This window comes from Sandaracinus amylolyticus (genome assembly GCF_021631985.1).
In the GTDB taxonomy this organism is placed as follows: Bacteria; Myxococcota_A; Polyangia; order Polyangiales; family Sandaracinaceae; genus Sandaracinus; species Sandaracinus amylolyticus_A.
This window is the reverse complement of record NZ_CP070225.1, coordinates 642,128-658,942: the sequence shown is the minus strand read 5'-3', so window position 1 is coordinate 658,942 and position 16,815 is coordinate 642,128. Positions and strand designations below refer to the sequence as shown.

The 16,815-nt window shown below is 71.6% G+C and carries 11 protein-coding genes; 4 read left to right on the top strand and 7 right to left on the bottom strand.

Annotated features, from left to right (window positions below; all coding sequences use genetic code 11):
• The first annotated feature begins 39 nt into the window (after nt 1-39).
• Together I5071_RS02615 and I5071_RS02610 are read left to right on the top strand one after the other, a co-directional pair.
• Nucleotides 40-795, top strand: coding sequence for a sulfite exporter TauE/SafE family protein (locus tag I5071_RS02615; RefSeq protein ID WP_236520290.1), 756 nt, complete (start codon nt 40-42; stop codon nt 793-795).
• A 39-nt stretch (nt 796-834) separates the two neighbouring features.
• On the top strand, nt 835-1,557 hold the full coding sequence (locus tag I5071_RS02610; protein ID WP_236520289.1) for a hypothetical protein: 723 nt from the start codon (nt 835-837) through the stop codon (nt 1,555-1,557).
• On the opposite strand, the gene otsB is transcribed toward I5071_RS02610, so the two are convergent.
• From otsB to hflX, 4 genes are all read right to left on the bottom strand, one after another.
• Nucleotides 1,554-3,755: a trehalose-phosphatase gene (otsB, locus tag I5071_RS02605; protein ID WP_236520288.1), complete on the bottom strand. Its 2,202-nt coding sequence runs from the start codon at nt 3,753-3,755 to the stop codon at nt 1,554-1,556. The two genes, I5071_RS02610 and otsB, sit on opposite strands and share 4 nt — an antisense overlap.
• Before the next feature lie 102 nt (nt 3,756-3,857).
• Nucleotides 3,858-5,609: a C45 family peptidase gene (locus I5071_RS02600; RefSeq protein WP_236520287.1), complete on the bottom strand. Its 1,752-nt coding sequence runs from the start codon at nt 5,607-5,609 to the stop codon at nt 3,858-3,860.
• Nucleotides 5,606-6,391 carry a FadR/GntR family transcriptional regulator gene (locus I5071_RS02595; protein WP_236520286.1) on the bottom strand — a complete coding sequence of 262 codons (786 nt, stop codon included), beginning with the start codon at nt 6,389-6,391 and terminating at the stop codon, nt 5,606-5,608. Before I5071_RS02595 ends, I5071_RS02600 begins: the two co-directional genes overlap by 4 nt.
• Before the next feature lie 354 nt (nt 6,392-6,745).
• Nucleotides 6,746-8,143, bottom strand: a complete 1,398-nt coding sequence (gene hflX / locus I5071_RS02590) for a GTPase HflX (RefSeq protein WP_236520285.1) — start codon at nt 8,141-8,143, stop codon at nt 6,746-6,748.
• 125 nt (nt 8,144-8,268) lie between these two features.
• Between hflX and I5071_RS02585 the strand changes: the two genes are divergently transcribed.
• Both I5071_RS02585 and I5071_RS02580 read left to right on the top strand, forming a co-directional pair.
• Nucleotides 8,269-9,183, top strand: a complete 915-nt coding sequence (locus I5071_RS02585; RefSeq protein WP_236520284.1) for a hypothetical protein — start codon at nt 8,269-8,271, stop codon at nt 9,181-9,183.
• 136 nt (nt 9,184-9,319) lie between these two features.
• Nucleotides 9,320-10,279: a diacylglycerol/polyprenol kinase family protein gene (locus I5071_RS02580; protein WP_236520283.1), complete on the top strand. Its 960-nt coding sequence runs from the start codon at nt 9,320-9,322 to the stop codon at nt 10,277-10,279.
• Here the strand turns inward: I5071_RS02580 and I5071_RS02575 are convergent, their stop codons facing one another.
• The 3 genes from I5071_RS02575 to I5071_RS02565 all read right to left on the bottom strand — a co-directional run bounded on the left by I5071_RS02575 (nt 10,280) and on the right by I5071_RS02565 (nt 16,778).
• Entirely contained in the window at nt 10,280-11,557 is a 1,278-nt protein-coding gene (locus tag I5071_RS02575) for a hybrid sensor histidine kinase/response regulator (protein WP_236520282.1), read from the bottom strand.
• 14 nt (nt 11,558-11,571) lie between these two features.
• Nucleotides 11,572-15,930: a HAMP domain-containing protein gene (locus I5071_RS02570; protein WP_236520281.1), complete on the bottom strand. Its 4,359-nt coding sequence runs from the start codon at nt 15,928-15,930 to the stop codon at nt 11,572-11,574.
• Between the two features lie 62 nt (nt 15,931-15,992).
• A complete protein-coding gene (locus tag I5071_RS02565; RefSeq protein WP_236520280.1) occupies nt 15,993-16,778 on the bottom strand; it encodes a Smr/MutS family protein in 786 nt (261 codons plus the stop codon).
• Nucleotides 16,779-16,815: the final 37 nt, after the last annotated feature.

Below are 16,815 nucleotides of genomic sequence, written 5' to 3'. Positions count from 1 at the left end.
GCGCGTGTGCGCATGGCATCCTCGGCTGCTCACGTGCCCGTGCCCGAAGGTCTGTCGTTGCTCTCGCTCGGCGCGCTCGCGCTCGTCGTGCTCACCGCGTTCACCGTCGAGGCCGCGCTCGGCTTCGGGGCGACGCTGATCTCGGTCGCGCTGGGATCGATCTTCGTGTCGATCGACGCGCTGCTGCCGTCGCTCGTGCCGCTCAACCTCGGGATCTCGATCTGGCTGGTGTCGCGGTACTGGCGACAGGTCGACGTCGCGTTCCTGCTGCGGCGCCTCTTGCCGCCGATGGCCCTCGGTCTGCCCTTCGGGATCGCGCTCTATCAGGTCGCGGATGCATCGCTGCTCAAGCGGCTCTTCGGCACGTTCTTGATCGTCGTCTCGGGGCTCGAGCTCCATCGCGTGCGCAGCGCGCGGGGCGCCGATCCCGCGCCGCTCTCGCGCACCGTCGAGCTCGCGATGGCGCTCGCGGGCGGCGTCGTGCACGGCGCGTTCGCGACCGGCGGGCCGATGGCGGTCTACGTCACGAGCCGCGCGGTCGCCGACAAGGGCGCGTACCGCGCGACGCTCTGCGTGCTGTGGTTGGCGCTCAACGTCGTGCTGCTCGCGAGCTTCGCCGTGGCGGGCGATCTCGATCGCGACGCGCTCGTGCTCACCGGCGCGCTCGTGCCTTCGTGCGCGGTCGGCCTCGTGCTCGGCGAGATCGCGCATCACCGCGTGCCGGTCGCGACGTTCCGCGCCGCGGTGTTCGTCGCGCTCGCGCTCGCGGGCGTCATGCTCGTCGCGCGCGGCTAGGAACAGCGCTGGTCGTGCCCAGGTTAGAGTCCGTCGCACATGACCGGGCTCACCAGCCAACCGACACACGCCGCGCTGCAGCTGCGCATCACCGCCGGCATCCTGTTCGCCGCCGCGCGCTTCGTGCCGGTGCCGCTCGTCGACGATCTGGTGCGTCAGCAGATCGCCGCGTGGATGGTGCGATCGAGCGTGCCCACGACGATGTCGAAGGCCGCGATCCAGCCGCTCTGGTCGGACGAGTCGGGGTGCGTCGGAGGCTGCCTCGGGGCGCTGCTCTGGCTGCCGATCAAGCTGCTGCTCTTCCCGATCCGGAAGATCCTCTCGGTCGTCCTCGGGGTGCGCTGGGTGAGCCACGACCTCGCGGAGATGCTGCTGCTCGGCCGCGTGATCGATCACGCGCTGGCCGTCGGGCTGCTCCAGGAGGCGCGCGACGTCGCCGACCAGACCCGGCAGAGCCGCGAGATCCGCACTGCGTTCGACGTCGCGCTGAAGGCGACCGACACGAGCCTGCTCAGCGCGCTCTTCGCGACCGCGATCGGCCCGCTGCGCGCCGTCGTGGCCGCCGCAGTGCGCACGCTGCGCGCGCTCCGCACGAGCGGTGCCGACGCGCCGACGCTCGAGGGCAGCGACAAGGCGACGATCGAAGGCTCGGTCTCGCGCATCGAGGCGGTGCTGGTGCAGCCCGAGGTGAAGCGCTTCCTCGCGGAGTTCGACGCGCGCGTGCTCGAGAACCTCGAGGTCCTCGCGAAGCGGCGCGCCTAGCCCTCCAGCGCCGAGAGGAACGCGTCGGCCCACGACGCGCTCGTCGTGCGGTGCACCATCGCGAGGAGCTCGGCGTGTCGCGTCCGACGCTCGGCGAGCGACATCGCGAGCGCCCGCGCGAGATCGTTCGCCATGCCGTCGCGGTGGTAGGGGTTCGTGCACAGCGCGGCGGCGCGCATCTCCTCGGCCGCGCCTGCGAATCGCGAGAGCAGGAGCACGCCGGGATCCTTCGGGTCCTGCGCCGCGACGAACTCCTTCGCGACCAGGTTCATCCCGTCGCGCAGTGGCGTGACGAGGGCGACGTCGGCCTCGCGATAGAGCCTCGCGAGATGCCCGCGCCCGTAGGATCGATACACGTACCGCACCGGCACCCAGTGAGCCTCGCCGAGCGTGCCGTTGATGTGCCCGACGAGCGCCTCGATCGCGGCGCGCTGCGCGGCGTACTCGGGCACGTCGGAGCGCGAGGGCACGGCGACCTGGATCATCGAGACCTGTCCGCGCAGCGCCGGATGCAGCTCGAGCATGCGCGCGAACGCCTCGAGCCGCTGGGGGATCCCCTTGGTGTAGTCGAGCCGATCGACGCCGAGCACGAGCTGGCGCTCGCCCATCGCGGCGCGCAGCTGCGCGAGCTCCTCGTCGACGCCCTCGTCGTCCTCGGGGGACTCGAAGGGCGCAGGATCGATCCCGAGCGGGAACGCGCGCGCCCGCACGATGCGCCCCTGCACCCGCAGCGCGTCCTCCGAGATGCGCTCCGCGCCCGCGAGCTCGCGCGCGCACGACAGGAAGTTCGCGGCGAAGCGTCGGGTGTGGAAGCCGAGCAGATCGAACGCGAGCAGCGCGCTGACGATCTCCGGAGCCCACGGCATCGTCTCGAGCAGATCGAGCGGCGGGAACGGGATGTGGAGGAAGTGTCCGAGACGCCCGGTGAACCCGCGGCGTCGCAGCGCCGCGCCGACGAGCAAGAGGTGATAGTCGTGCGCCCAGATCGTCCCGGTGCGCGACGCGACGCGGCTCGCGGCCTCCGCGAACACCTCGTTCACCTCGACGTACGCGGCCCACTCCTCGTCGGCGTAACGCGCACGCTCGGGCAGCGAGTGGAAGAGCGGCCACAGGCTGCGGTTCGCGAACCCGTTGTAGTAGAGCTCGTGCCACCGCGGCTCGAAGTCGAACGACGCGCGCGCCGGCACCGTGCTGCGATCGACCGCGAGATCGCGGTGGCCTGCGCGCGCGCGACCGCTCCATCCGAGCCAGAGCCCACCACGCGCCGCGAGCGCGGGCTCGAGCGCGGCGACGAGGCCGCCGACGTTGCGCGTGCGCGCATCGCCGCCGGGCGTGGGGTCGGGCATGCGGTTCGAGATCACGACGAGCGGCGTGCCGTTCTCGGCAGACATCGCGGCGCGACGCTTGGGGAGCGGCGGCGGAGGCTGCGAGTCCGACGAGCCGATCGTGACGTCGCGATGCGCGACCGCGCGATGCCGCGCGCGCGCGAGCCATCGCAGGAGCGCGCGCACCTCGGTCGGTCCTTCGAGCCGCGCCGCCGCGCGCGTCGTGCGCTCCGACGGGCTCACCAGGACCGCGACGTCGTGCTCGTCGAGCGACGCGAACGTGTCCTCGTCGGTGAGATCGTCGCCGAGCGCGAGCAGGCGCGCGCCCGGGCCGAGGCGCTCGCGGAGCCAGGGCACCGCGGTGCCCTTCTGCGCGCCGCGATGCCGCACCTCGAGCGCGTGATCCGCCTCGAGCAGCTCGTACTCCGGGTGCTGCGCCATCCACCCGTGGATCGCGTGCGTCGCCTCGACGACGAGCGCCTCGCGCGACGACGCGGAGACGCGCCGGTAGTGGAGGCACACCGACCACGTCTTCGGCTCCGCGAACGCGCCGGGGTACGCGCGCGCGAGACCCGAGAGCGTGCGCTCGATGCCATCGGGCGGCGTGCCGACGAGCGGCAGCGGAGACCATCCGCGCTCGTCGCGCCGCCACGCGCCGTGCTCGGCGACGAGATCGATCCCCTCGATCCCGCCGACACGATCGTCGAGCGACGCGCGCGGTCTCCCGCTGACCACCACGACGCGCGTGCCGGGCGCGAGCGCGAGATCGCGCAGCACGCTCGCGACCTCCGCGTCCGACTGCGCTTGCTGCGGCGTGCTCGCGATCGGGATCAGCGTGCCGTCGAGATCGACGAGCACTCCGAGCGTGGGCACGGTCGCCAGCGCTCGGATCGACTCCGGGCTCGTGGGCTCCACATCGCCTGACATGGTCCCGCCGAGCCCGGAGACGACCGCCGCGAAACGCCACGTTCGGGATCACGGCATCGCGACGTCGGCCATCGAGAAGTCGACCTGCGCGCGCTCCGCGCGGCGTGCGCTCCAGCCACGACGCAGATCGCGACGTGCCGCCTCGTGCACCACGGGATCGGCACGCAGCGCGAGACAGCGCCGCCAGTCCGCCGCCGCGTCCTTCTTGCGTCCCGCCTGCGCGTACGCGCGCGCTCGCCAGAGGTGCATCGCGGCGCGACGCTGCTCGTGCGGGTGCCCGATCTCGAGCGCGCTCGACATCGCGCGGGCCGCGCCCTCGGCGTCGCCGATCTGCAGCGCGCAGAGGCCCTCGAGGAAGTGATAGAGCGGCTGTCGCGGCTGCAGCTCGATCGCGCGACGCATCTCGGCGCGCGCCGCGCCGACGTCGTGCTCGTCGAGGTAGAGCACGTACGCGCGTCGATAGTGCTCGAACGCAGCGCGCGCCTCGGCGCTCTCGCGCGAGCTCGTGTCGATCGTGCCCGGGCGCGGATCGTGATCGGCGTGACCCAGCGAGAACGGCACGAACGATCCTTCGCTCGTCGGCGCATCGCCGGTGCCGACCCACACCACTCCGTCCTCCGGGCGGAACACGACCGAGCCCACCGTCATCACCATCGAGATCGCCTCACTGATGCGGCACCCGTCGGCGCCGGGATCGGCGAGGATCTCCGCCATTCCTTGGGGATCGAGGGTGCCGCGCCGCTGCGCGAGGAGCTCGTTCGCCTTGCGATGGCGCGCCTCGTTGTGGCGCCAGTACGAGCCGTAGAGGTTCACCTCGGTGTCGCCGAGCTCTTCGTCGAGGTAGACGTTCGCGTAGCCGAACGTGCCGCGCTCGCGCGCCGGCTTGAACGCGGCGTGACGATCGGGGTTCTCCTCCCAGCAGAGCACTTCCTTCTTCTTCCCGTCGGTCACGAGGTACGTCCAGCAGCCGACCGGACGATGCGCCGCGAGGATCGCCTCCGCGTCCGCGATGCTCTTCGCCTCGCGCATCACGATGTCGCCCGCGACCGCGATCGGCGTTCCTCCGAGGCGCGCGCGATCGGTGAACATGTGCTGGTGCACGGTGAGCGTGAGCCCCGCCTCGTTCATCGCGGTGATGCCGCCGAGCGGCACGCCCGCGCTCGCGATCGACACGTAGCGCTGGCCCTGATCGGGCTCGTGGAAGATCACCGCGGCCTCCTGCGGCCAGCACGACACGCCGTGGTAGTCGAAGTTGCGCGCGTGCAGCAGCTTGCCGTCCTTCGTCGCGTCACCCCACGCGATCGCCGACGTGCAGCCGAGGCCGAGCGAGATGCGATGCGCGACCGCGGGCCCCGGCGCGTGCACCTTCATGAGGCTCGACGCGAGCCAGAGCAGCGCGTCCGGCATCGTCGCGCCATCGAGCAGCTCCGCGTACGGGACGCCCGAGCCCTCGGCGATCCCACGCAGCATCTCGCGCGCCCACTCGGGATGACGCCGCGAGACGCGCCGTCCGATCATGAGCTGCAGGGCGGGCCACACCGCGTGCGAGAGCGCGCCGAGCTGCGAGCGGCCGACGAGCTTGGTGAAGTGCGCGCGGTAGTAGGGCATCGGCCCGCGGCGGACGTGCTCGCGCAGGAGCGCGCCGTGCTGCTCGCCCATCTCGCGGAACGAGCCGGAGAGACGCAGCACGTGGAGGCCGTGGATGCGCCGATGCGCGCCTTTGCCGTGCGTGCGCCAGACGGATTGATCGGTGGTCGAGGCGGCGCGCGCGGGCGCATGATCGAGCAGCGAAGCGGTCATCGGAGTCCCCCTTTCGGCAGAGCGAGATCGAGCGGCTCGCCCGAGGCGAGCGCGGCAGCAGCGAGAAGGCGCGGCGTGGCCCACGCGTGGTAGGCGCCGACGAGCGAGCGGAGCGCGTCGGGATCGCGGCGTCGGATCAGATCGACGAGCAGCGCGATGCCCTGGGTGTACGCGTCGAGCGTCGGGCGCATCGAGCCGAACACCGCGTCGAGGTCGCGCACGACGAGCTCGTTCCAGTGCGCGAGCATCTCGAAGATCGGGTTCTTGGTCGCGCGCGCGATGAGGATCGGGAGCTCGAGGCGCACGTGATCGATCGCGCTGGGATCACGCGCGGCGCGCAGGCGCGCGACGAGTGCGTCGAGCGCTTCGAGATCGGCGTCGTCGCGTCGCAGCGCGGCGAGCTCGGTCATCTGCGCATCGAGCCCGGCGCGGATCTCGAGCAGCCCCGCGAGCACCTGGCGGTCGATGCGCCCGTCGGGGCGCTGGAGCATCGCGCGCAGGACCTCGGGCGAGAGCGAGCGCAGCGGATCGAGCACCTCGGTGCCGCGGCGTCGCGTGGGCTCCACGAGGCGATGGACCTCGAGCAGCTTGATCGCCTCGCGCACGACGCTGCGGTTCACGTCGTAGCGCGTCGCGAGCTCGTCCTCGCGAGGCAGGAGCGAGCCCACCGCGATGTCGCCGGACACGACCCTTTGAAGCAGGTCGTGCGCGACGAGATCGGCCTTGCGCGTGGCGCGCGCCGCCGGTCGTCGCTTCCGAGCCCCCGCCCCGCCGCCGTCCATGTCGGATCAAATACATCCGACATATCGTGGTCACAACCGACTTTTCGTCACAACTTCGCGATCGAGCCGCAAACGTCGGGAATTTTTAAGGAAAGCAGGAGGGTTAGGAAGACCACGTGGATGGATCTTCCCGGCGACCCGCTTGGCGCAGAGCGCTTCGAGGGGATTTTCGAGGTGAGCGGGCCGGCGGCCGGAGCGCGCGCTCCAAACCGAATCGGTGCACCGAGGGCGCAGGCGGACCGCAAGGAAGACCCATCCACGTGGTCTTCCTGACCCTCCTGCTCTCCTCGGAAATTCTCCGGACTCGAGCGCAAATGCGCGCGGTCGGATCACGAGGGTTCCTGCGCTGCTGATTCAGAGCTGGGCGCGCAGCTGCGCGAGGACCGCGGCGGGGGCGCGCACCTTGAGGCGCGTGCCTTCGTCCTCGTGGGTCTCTTCGAGCACGCGCGCGCTCTCGTGCACGCGGTTCACGATCGCGCTCTTCGCGTACGGCACGAAGAGCTCGTCCTCGACCATGTCGCGCTCGAAGAACGCGACGATGCGGTCGCGCACCTTCGCGAGGTCGTCCTTCGATCGCGCGCTCACCTGCATCGCGTCGGGGAGCTCGATCGCGAGCGCTTCGCGTGCCTGCGCGTCGACACGATCGATCTTGTTCAGCAGCACCAGCGAGGGCGCCTGGTCCGCGTCGATCTCCGCGAGCACGCGCTTCGTCACGTCGAGCTGCGCGCGAAACGCGGGGTCGCTCGCATCCACGACGTGCACGAGCAGGCTCGCGTCGCGCGCCTCCTCGAGCGTCGAGCGGAACGACGCGACGAGGTCGTGGGGCAGGCGATCGATGAACCCGACCGTGTCGCTCACGAGGATGCGCGGGCGCGTCTCCGGCGCGAGCGCGCGCACCGTCGTGTCGAGCGTCGCGAAGAGCTCGTCCGCGACGTAGACCTCGCCGCCGGTGAGCATGCGGAACCACGACGACTTGCCCGCGTTCGTGTAGCCGACGAGCGCGAACGTGTCGCCGCGCTGCACGCGACGCGCACGACGCACGTCGCTCTCCCGCTGCACCTGCGAGAGCTCGTTGCGCAGCTCCGCGATGCGATCGCGGATGCGACGGCGATCGAGCTCGACCGCGCTCTCGCCCGCGCCCTTGCCGCCGATGCCGCCGCGCTGGCGATCGCCGCCCGCGCCCGCCTCGCGCAGGCGCGGCGCGAGGTACGTGAGTCGCGCGATCTCGACCTGGATCCGCGCCTCGCGGGTGCGCGCGTGGCGCTGGAAGATCGAGACGATCACCGACGTGCGATCGAGCACCTCGGCGCCGGTCGCGCGCTCGAGGTTGAGCGCCTGCGAGGGCGCGAGATCGTGATTCACGAGCACCACCGTCGCGCGCGGCTCGCCGCTCGGCGCGACCGCCTCGGCGTCGACCGCCTCGACCTCTTCGGGCTCGTCGGCCTCGTCGATCTTCCGCTTCTTCTGCGGCGCGCTGCTCGGCACCACGCCGGTCCCGCCGGTCCACGACGCGAGCTCCACGAGCTTGCCCTCGCCGAGCACCGCCGCGGGCGCGAGCGCGCTGCGCTTCTGCGTGAGGCGCGCGATCGGGCGCAGACCGAGCGTCGTGCCGAGCCGCTCGAGCTCGATCAGCGAGGCCTCGAACTCGATGTCGTCGACGCCGGGGAGCTGCACACCGACCACGACCGCGCGCGGTCGGCCCTCGAGGTCGCGGCGCGAGCGCGGGAGGCCTTCTTCGTCGTGGGTCGCCATGCGGAGCCCGGAGATTTCGCACCGCGATCGCGGGACGCAAGGCGCGGAGGGCTCCGCAGCGAAATCCACCGGAGGTAGACTCGTCCGCCAACGACGTAACACGGGCACGCGGGGGAGGGACGAAGATGCGCGAAGGACGGCGGCGCGAGGTCGCGGCGGTGGTCGGTGCGTTCGCGGTGATCGCGAGCGTGTGGCTCGCGGGGGCGAGCGATGCGAGCGCGCAATTCGTTCCACGTCACTGCGGGATGCGGGGCGGGACCGAGACGTACGGCGGCATCGTGGTCGGAAGCACCGTCGTCCTGGGGCGCCACACGGCGTGGGCCGGCGACACGAACTGGGATGGCGCGATGGAGCGCTTCGTCGGCGCGAGCGCGGTGGTCACGCAGCTCTCGGGCGTCGACACCGCGGGCTGCCCGGGCGTGCGCGTCTCGCTCGACGGCGGGACGTACTTCTGGCGGATCCGCGACGTGCAGCTGCCGATGGCGGTCGCGCCGGGCGACCCGCTGCCGCGCTACTGCGGGATGAGCGCGGGGGCGGAGAGCTACGGCGTGCTGCGGCCGGGCATGCGCGTCGTGCTCGGTCGCCACACCGCGTGGGGCGGGGACGTGAACTGGGCGGGCGAGATGGAGCGCTTCGTCGGGGCGCTCGCGACGATCACGCGGCTCGACGGTGTCGACACCGCGGGCTGTCCGGGCATGCGCGTCGACGTCGACGGCGGCTCGTACTTCTGGCGCGTGCGCGACGCGCAGCTCGGCGCGGTCGCGCCTCCGATGCCGATGCCGGTCGCGATCCCGACGTGGTGCGGCATGCCGAGCGGCGGCGAGACCTACGGGCCGATCGTCGTCGGCAGCTGGATCGTGCTCGGCGCCCACAGCCCGTGGAACGGCGACACGAACTGGGCGCCGGAGATGGGCCGGTTCGTGGGCCAGCGAGCGATGGTGACGCAGCTGAGCGGGAGCGACACGGCGGGCTGCCCCGGAGTTCGCGTGAACGTCGACGGAGGAGAGTTCTTCTGGCGCATCCGCGACATGCGGATGTAACCTTCGCCGCCCCGCGGCGGTCTCGGATGGGCCCTGGGGTGCACGCTCCTCGTAGCGGAAGCCCGGGGCCTTCGTCGTTTCACCGTCCGAGTTGGTTCGTCTCTCGCAGGGCCCACGGGGCGGAACAGATGTCGGCATGGTGACCGCGTTCGCGCAGGACAGTCGCGACCTGGCGCTCGAGCTGCACCGGATCCTCGGCGAGCTCGATCGGAGTCGTTTCCGGTGGCGTGAGCACGTGCGTGCACTGCCTGCGCGGCTCGCGCGGGTGCAGGAGGCGCTGCGCGAGCTGGTGCGTCGCGACGACGCGGAGGCGGTGGCGGCACCGCCGGCGCTGAGAGAGCGCCTGGTGGACCTCGAGGGCACGCTCGAGCAGCACGCTCCGAAGAGCGATCTGCGCAGCGAGTGGCTCGCGTTCCGCGCGCGCGTGATGCCGAAGTACGAGGAGCTCGCGTCGTCGCTGCGCGCCGCCTCGATCCACGTGCCGAGCCTGCGGCCGAAGAACTACGCGCGGAACGCGTTCCACGTCTTCAACGCGACGGCGTCGCTCGCGATCCTCCACGTCGTGCCCACGTGGGACGTGGTGATCGTGATCGCCTGGGCCGGCGCGCTCGCGGGCTGGACGATGGAGGCGTCGCGGCGGATCTGGCCGCGCGCGAACGACTTCATGATGAAGCTGTTCGGGCCAGTCGCTCATCCGCACGAGGCCCACCGCGTGAACTCGGCGACGTACTACGCGACGTCGATCGCGATCCTCGCGAGCACGCGCGAGCTGATCCCGTGCGCGCTGGCGCTGGTGACGCTCGGGCTGGGCGATCCGATCGCGGCGATCGTGGGACGGCGCTGGGGTCGGGTGCGCTGGGTGAACGGTCGCTCGGTGGAAGGCACGCTCGCGTTCGTGATCGCGGCGCTGATCGGCGGCGTCGCGCTGATGGTCGGCGTGCACGGCGCGGGATGGGCCGCGGCGTTCGCGGTGGCGGGCGCGGCGTCGCTGCTGGGCGCGTTCGCGGAGCTCTACAGCCGCAAGGTGGACGACAACCTCGCCATCCCCGTGATGGCGTGGGTCGGCGCGTTCCTCGCGGGCATCGCGATCGGCTGATCACGCCGACGCGATCGTCTCTTCGCCGCGATCGACCCGAGCCGAGCGCGCCGGGAGCTCGACGGTGAACGTCGAGCCCTCGCCGACCGCGCTCTCCACGCGGACGGTCCCGCCGTGCGCCTCCGCGAGGCGGCGCACGATGTAGAGCCCGAGCCCGAGGCCCGCGTAGTGGCGCGAGCTCTCGGCGCGCGCGAAGCGATCGAAGATGCGGCCGACGTGGTCGGCGCCGATCCCGATGCCGTGGTCACGCACGATGACGCGAGCGACGTCGCCGTCCGCCTCGACGATCACGTCGACCGGCTTGTGCTCGCCGAACTTGATCGCGTTGGTGACGAGGTTCGTGACGATCTGCTCGATGCGCACGCGGTCCCACTCCCCGCGCGCGGAGCCGCGCACCTCGAGGTGCAGCGGGGCGCCGGCGCGAGTCCCCTCCTCGGCGTGCGCTTCCACGACCTCGCGGGCGACCTCGCCGAGGTCGACGTCGGTGAGCGAGAGCGCGAGCTTCCCGCCTTCGATCCGCGTGACCTCGAGCAGCTCCGAGACGAGGCGCGCGAGCCGGCGGATCTGGCGCTGCGCGAGCTCGAGCGAGCGGACCGCGTGGGTGGGCTCGAAGCGACCGGCGCGCGCGGAGAACAGCAGCGACTGGATCGAGGCGAGCAACGGCGTGAGCGGCGTGTTCAGCTCGTGCGACGCGAGCATGAGGAACTCGTCGCGCATCTTCACCGCGTCGGCGAGCGCGGCCTTCTCGCGGCGCTCGGCCTCGAGCTGCACCGCCGCGAGCTGGAGCTCGTGGTTCCTCGCCTCGGCGCGCGCGAGCCGCTCGCCCTGGCGCCGGATCAGCTCGCGCTGCTGGTAGAGCTCGACGAACGCCGCGACCTTCGCGCGGAGCACCATGGGATCGAGCGGCTTGATCAGGTAGTCGATCGCGCCCGCCTCGTAGCCGCGATACGCGCTCCCGAGATCGATCGCTTCGGCGCTGAGGAACACGATCGGCACGAAGCGGGTGCGCGCGCGGCGCCGCATGAGGTGCGCGACCTCGAAGCCGTCCATGCCGGGCATGCGCACGTCGAGGAGCACGAGCGCGAACGTGCCCTCCTGCAGGAGGTGCTTGAGCGCCTCCTCGCCCGAGCGCGCCTCGACCAGGCGGTAGTCGGGCGCCGCGAGGCTGGCGCGGACCGCGAGGAGGTTCTCCTCTCGATCGTCCACCACGAGGATCGGCGCCGGAGGCAGGGATTCCTGCTCGTCCTCGCCCATCGCGCGCTTCTCGTCGGACGACACGCGCCGCCTCCTCGTCAGACCCCGCGCGCCGTCACCGCGCGCCGCGCGTGCGTGGAGACGACTGCGACCAGGTGCCGCGCGTCGGCGGGCTTGGACACGTAGTCGACCATCCCGGCCGCGATGCACGACTCGCGGTCGACGGCGCTCGCCTTCGCGGTGAGCGCGATGATCGGCAGGTCCGGGTGCTCGGCGCGCAGCGTGCGCGCGGCGGTGAGGCCGTCGATGTCGGGCATCATCACGTCCATCAGGACGACCGCGAGATCGGGATGCTCGCGCGCGGCCTCGTACGCGTCGTGGGCGTTGCCGACCGCGACGACCTCGGCGCCGTAGCGCTCGAGCAGCCCGGTGACCGTGTAGAGGTTCCGCGCGTCGTCGTCGACGACGAGGATCTCGAGGCCCGCGAGCCGCTCCGCGTCGGCGCCGGGCTCCTCGCCTCCCTCGGGCGCGGCATTGTCGAGCTCGAACGGCGGCGCTGCGCGCGTGAGCAGCGCATCGCCCTCCGCCGGCGCGTGCGTGGTGACCTCGGAGAGATCGGCGGCCGTGAGCGGGACGTAGACCGTGAACGTGCTGCCGACGCCCACGGCGCTGTCGAGGCCGAGCTCTCCGCCGAGCACGCGCGCGTACTCGCGGCTGATGGTGAGGCCGAGCCCGGTCCCGCCGTACTTGCGGGCCGCGCTCGCGTCGGCCTGCTGGAACGCGTCGAACACGAGCTCGCGCTTGTCCGGGGCGACCCCGATCCCCGAGTCCCGCACCGCGATCGCGAGCACCGCGGGCGCTGCCGCGAGCGACGGCCGGCGATGCTGATCGGCCGAGGACGCGAGGCCGATCCGCACCTCGACACCGCCGCGCTCCGTGAACTTCAGCGCGTTCGAGAGCAGGTTCTTGAGGATCTGCTCGAGCAGCTGGCGATCGGTCGTCACGACCTCGGGCACACCGGGCGAGCGCGAGAAGCGGAGGCTCAGGCGCTTCTGCTTCGCGACCGGCGAGAACGTGCGCTCGAGCGACGCGACGAGCGCCTCGAGCGGCACCGGCTCCGGGTGCGTCTCGATCCGACCGGCCTCGATCTTCGAGAGGTCGAGGATCTGGTTGATCAGCGCGAGCAGGTCGCGCCCCGAGCTCCAGATGACCTCGGCGTACTCCTTCTGCTTCGAGGTGAGCGCGTTGGCCTCGTCGGTCGCGAGGAGCTGCGCGAGGATCATCATGCTGTTCAGCGGCGTGCGGATCTCGTGCGACATGTTCGCGAGGAACTGCGACTTGTATTGCGAGACCTGCGCGAGCTCCTTCGCCTTCTCCTCGAGCGAGCCGCTCGCGCGCGCGATCTCGCGGTTCTTCGCCTCGAGCTGTCCCGCCTTCTCCTCGAGATCGTGGCGGCGCGTCTCGAGCTCCGCGTTCGAGCGCTGCAGCTGGCGCAGCAGCTCCTCGGTGCGACCGCTCGCGCCGATCAGGTTGATCACCACGCCCAGGTTCAGCATCAGCTGCTCGAGGAACGTGAGGTGGACCGGCGTGAGCTCGCCGAACGACGCGATCTCGACGACGCCTCGCAGCTGGTTCTCGAACAGGATCGGGAACACCGCGATGTTGCGCGCCTGCGCCTCGCCGAGGCCCGACCCGATCGGCGCGTAGTCGTCGGGCACGCCCGACACGATGATCGGCTTCTTCTCCAGCGCGCACTGCCCGACGAGCCCCTCGCCCAGCGCGAATCGCTCCCCGAGCGACTTCCGGCGCGTGTGCGCGTAGGTGCTGACCAGCTGGAGCGAGAGCTCGCGCCCTTCGCCTCCGGCGACGTAGAAGGCGCCCCGCTGTCCACCGACCAGCGGTGTCACCTCGGACATCACGACGCGCGCGAGCGCCTCGAGGTCGCGCTGGCCCTGCATCAGTCCGAAGAACCGCGCGAGGTTGCTCTTCAGCCAGTCCTGCTCGCGGTTCGCCTGCGTCGTGTCGCGCAGGTTGCGGATCATCTGGTTGATCGTGTCCTTCAGCGCGAGGACCTCGCCTCGCGCCTCGACCGAGATCTCGCGCGAGAGATCGCCCTTGGTGACCGACGATGCGACCTCGGCGATCGAGCGCACCTGCGTCGTCAGGTTGCCGGCGAGCAGGTTCACGTTGTCGGTGAGGTCGCGCCACGTCCCCGCCGCGCCCGGCACCTTGGCCTGACCGCCGAGCTGGCCCTCGACGCCGACCTCGCGCGAGACCGTCGTCACCTGCTCGGCGAGCGTCCGCAGCGTGTCGGTCATGTCGTTGATCGTGTCGGCGAGCGCCGCGATCTCGCCGCGCGCGACGAGCAGCAGCTTCTTGCCGAGATCGCCGTTCGCGACCGCGGTCACGACACGCCCGATGCCGCGCACCTGATCGGTCAGGTTGCTCGCCATCACGTTGACGTTGTCGGTCAGCTCCTTCCACGTCCCCGCGACGCCCGGCACGTGCGCCTGCGCGCCGAGCTTGCCGTCGGTGCCGACCTCGCGCGCGACGCGCGTGACCTCCGACGAGAACACACGCAGGCGCTCGACCATCCCGTTGATCGTGTTCTTCAGCTCGAGGATCTCGCCCTGCGCCTCGACGCTGATCGTCTTCGACAGATCGCCGTTGGCGACCGCGGTCGTGACCAGCGCGATGTTGCGCACCTGCGAGGTCAGGTTCCCCGCGAGCAGGTTGACGTTCTCGGTCAGCTCCTTCCACGTGCCGGCCGCGCCGGGCACGCGCGCCTGACCACCGAGCTTTCCCTCGGTGCCGACCTCGCGCGCGACGGCCGTCACCTGCTCCGCGAACGTTCGGAGCGTGTCGGTCATCGCGTTCAGCGTGTCGGCGAGCTGCGCGATCTCGCCGCGCGCCTCGACGAAGAGCCGCTGCGAGAGATCACCCTTCGCGACCGCGGTGACGACGTGGCTGATGCCCCTCACCTGCGCGGTGAGGTTCCCGGCCATCAGGTTCACGTTGTCGGTGAGCTCCTTCCACGTGCCCGCGACGCCCGGCACGGCGGCCTGCCCGCCGAGCTTTCCCTCGGTGCCGACCTCGCGCGCGATGCGCGTCACCTCGGCGCTGAACGCGTTGAGGCGATCCACCATCGCGTTGATCGTGTCCTTGAGCTCCAGGATCTCGCCCTTCGCCTCGACCGAGATCTTCTGCGAGAGATCGCCGCGCGCGACGGCGGTCGCGACCACCGCGATGTTGCGGACCTGGTTCGTGAGGTTGCCCGCGAGCTGGTTCACGTTGTCGGTCAGATCGCGCCAGGTGCCGGTGACGTCCTTCACGTCCGCCTGCGCACCGAGCTTTCCTTCCGCGCCGACCTCGCGCGCGACGCGCGTCACCTCGGCCGCGAACGAGCGGAGCCGATCGACCATCGCGTTGAGCGTGTTCTTGAGCTCGAGGATCTCGCCGCGCGCGTCGACCGTGATCTTCTGCGAGAGATCGCCCCCGGCGACCGCCGTCGCGACCACCGCGATGTTGCGCACCTGCGTCGTGAGGTTGCCCGCGAGCTGGTTCACGTTGTCGGTCAGGTCGCGCCACGTCCCGCTCACGTCCTTCACGTCCGCCTGCGCGCCGAGCCGCCCTTCGGTGCCGACCTCGCGCGCGACGCGCGTGACCTCCGCCGCGAACGAGCGCAGGCGCTCGACGAGCGCGTTGATCGTGGTCTTGAGCTCGAGGATCTCCCCTCGCGCCTCGACCGTGATCTTCTGCGAGAGGTCGCCGCCCGCGATCGCCGCGGTCACGACGGCGATGCTGCGCACCTGGTTCGTCAGGTTGCGCGCCATGCCGTTGACGCCGTCGGTGAGATCCTGGAACGCGCCCGATGCCGCGGGCACGATCGCCTCGGCGCCGAGCTTGCCCTCGGTGCCGACCTCGCGAGACACACGCGTCACCTCGGACGTGACGGCGCGCAAGGTGTCCACGACGGTGTTGACCGCGTCGGCCATGTCGCGCAGCTCACCGCGCAGCTCGTCGCCGTTCGAGCGCAGCGACATCTGCTGACCGAGATCTCCGGCGACGACGGCCGAGAGCACGCGCGTGGCCTCTCCCGCCGCGAGCTGCACGCGAGCCGCGAGGCCGTTGAGGGCGGTTGCCTCATGAGCCCAGGCCCCTGTGGCGCTATCGGCCCGGATCCGCTCGGACAGAACTCCGTCGCGCACCGCGCAGGCCAGGCGCACGTGCTCGTGGATCCAACGTTCCTGGAGCGCCGCGAGCGCGTTGAACGCGTCGAAGAGGTCGCGAACCTGCTCGTCCGGCTCCGACGGCTCCGCGAGGCGGAACGAGAGATCGCCACGGACGACGGCCAGCAACGCGCGATGGAGCGCCGCGAGATCGGCGCTCCGCGCGACGGTGCCGCGTGAGCTCGCTTCGGCCGGCGAGGGCTCGGGGAGCGTCGACACGTCACTCATGTCAGCCGTCCTCCGCGCACACGAGGACGCACCGTCCGTGCCGCGTCGGACGCGACTGCGCGCTATCGCTTCGTGAGCTCGACCAGCAGCGCACCCGCGCCGCCCTGGGCCTGCGGCGCGGTGCAGAACGCGATCACGAGCGGAGCTGCACCGCCTTCGGTGAGCGCACCGACGACGACGTCGGCGAGGACGCCGTTGCCGTCCTCGCTGTGCAGGCCCTTGCCGTGCACGATGAGCACGCGGCGCATGCCCGCGCGCTGTGCGTCGCGGACGAACTTCGTGACGCGATCGCCGGCGATGCCGGCGCGGATGCCGTGCAGATCGAGCGTGGCCTCGGAGCCGACCGTCGCGCGATAGAGCGCGTCGATGAGCGAGGGCTTCGCGTCACGACGGATGCCCTCGATCCAGCCCTCCTCGCGATACACGTCGAAGTGCACGCCGCCGGCGACCAGCGACGCGAGGCGCGCGCGCGCTGCGGCATCGCGGTTGCGCTCCTCGGGCTTCGGAGGGCCCGGCGGCGCGGCGACGGCACCGAGACGGCGCGGGCCGCGACCGGACATCGGACGGACGCCCGCGAGCGCGTCGAGGTACGCGATGCGATCATCGCCGCGCAGCGTCTCGGAAGGACGCCCTTCGAGGTCGCGCGCCGGCGTCGTCGCGATCGGCGCGACGGGCCGCGGAGGCGGAGGCGGCGGCTCGGGCTTCTTCGGCTCCGGCTTCTTCTTCGCCTCGGGCTTCGCGATCTCCATGCCCTTCAGCAGATCGCGCATCGAGGTGCCGACCGGCGGAGGCGCGGAGGCCTTCGGCTCGGGCTCGAACTCGGAGACGCGCTTCTTCTTCCTCGCCATCGACGTCGAGTATAGGGGCCGCTGGTATCCTCGCCGC